Source organism: Stieleria sedimenti, from assembly GCF_025060895.1.
Lineage (GTDB): Bacteria > Planctomycetota > Planctomycetia > Pirellulales > Pirellulaceae > Stieleria > Stieleria sedimenti.
Genome location: NZ_JANZKV010000303.1, coordinates 1 through 1,732 on the forward strand (window position 1 = coordinate 1; position 1,732 = coordinate 1,732).

Below are 1,732 nucleotides of genomic sequence, written 5' to 3' on the forward strand. Positions count from 1 at the left end.
CCCGGATATTGCATCCGCTGATTCGACTCCCCCCCTAGCGCGAAAGCCTTAGTCCTGATAGGCATTGGAGTTACCACACTTCAAAGTCCACAGGCCCAAGGCTCTCGGCAATGACAAAGCGTAATCGAAAACGTCCCGCTCTGAAACGGCTCCGACGACAAGCCGTTGACGTCGACTTCGACGGTGGCACTCTCACTTCCGATGGCGGACTGCTGCTGCTGCGCGAAGTGGATCTCAGGCTCGACTTGATTCGGCGGGTCGATCAAGCCATCCCCGATCCTCGCGATCCCGTCCACATCGTTCATTCACAAACCGAGATTCTTACCAGCCGAATCTTCGCTATTGCCGCCGGCTACGAGGACGCCAATGATCACGACGTGTTGCGGTACGATCCCGCTTTCCAAGTAGCCGCCGGCAGGACGCCCGCTGAGAGCGTCTACGACGAGACGTACTCCCCGCTGGCGAGTCCTTCGACCTATTCGCGGTTTGAAAATCGAATCGACTCCAAAACGATTTTTAAGCTGCATGAAATCCTCGTAGACACCTTCATCGATAGCTTCGACGAGCCACCCGAAGAGATCATCCTGGACTACGACGCGACCGATGATACGGTCCATGGCAATCAGGATCGCCGGCACTTCAACGGCTACTACGACAGCTACTGTTTCCTTCCGCTGTACGTATTCTGCGGCGACCAAATTTTGGTTTCGTATTTACGTCCCAGTAGTGTCGGGGCGGCTTATCATGCTCGGCCAGTCACGAAGTTGCTGGTCCAAAAGATTCGCTCTCGATGGCCCGATGTGAAGATCATCCTCCGCGGCGACGGCGGCTATGCGATCGAACCGTTGATGCGGTGGTGCGACAAGAACGACGTCGGTTACATCTTCGGCTTACCAAAGAACAAGGTTTTGGTACGGGAAATCGCCTGCGAAATGACTCAGGCGAGGATTCGGCAATCACACCTGGGCGGCAAGCAAGCTTGCTTCAAATGGTTTCGCTACCAAACGTCCAGGACCTGGAACCGTCATCGTTGGGTCGTTGGTAAGGCGGAGTACACCGGCAAGGGAGCCAACCCGCGTTTTGTAGTGACCAACCTGCCCAGCGACGAGGGCATCGTTGATGCGACGTTCCATCGGCCCATGATCGACGGCAAGCGTCAACCTCGGCAACTCAAAGAGCCGGGGATCCGGTGCAGCGTCGCTTGGGATCCAGAAGATTTTTATCGCAAGATGTACTGCATGCGTGGTGAGATGGAGAACCGGATTAAGGAACAGCAACTGTGTTTGTTTGCTGACCGGACCAGTTGCACGCAGTTCATGGCCAATCAATTTCGGTTGATGCTCTCCTCGTTGGCCTATGCGATGGTCGATGGTCTCAGGCGACTGGCACTCTCAGGCACCGAGCATTCGCGTCTGCGCGTGGACAGCATTCGACTGCGACTATTCAAGATTGCCGCTCGGGTCAAAGTGACATGCCGCCGAGTGGTGTTCCATCTTTGCAGCCACTGTCCATCGGCCGCGTTATTTGACCAAGTCATGCTCCGACTTTGCCGTAGCGATTAGCCTCGCCCATCGTCGAGTCGAATCATGGCCCGCGTGCTCGAAATCACCGTGGGGGAGGGGGGCATTCTGCGCTGCCACCGACCGAAACGAAAAAAATGGCGGCCAAATACCGCTCGCGCGATAACAGCCAAGCTCAATCGCGGCAACAATGGGCGGATGCAATATCCGGG

The 1,732-nt window shown here is 56.2% G+C and carries 1 protein-coding gene; it reads left to right on the forward strand.

The window, feature by feature from the left end; translation table 11 throughout:
- The first annotated feature begins 110 nt into the window (after positions 1-110).
- Entirely contained in the window at positions 111-1,562 is a 1,452-nt protein-coding gene (locus NZK35_RS31190) for an IS1380 family transposase (RefSeq protein ID WP_259636450.1), read from the forward strand.
- Positions 1,563-1,732 lie beyond the last annotated feature (170 nt).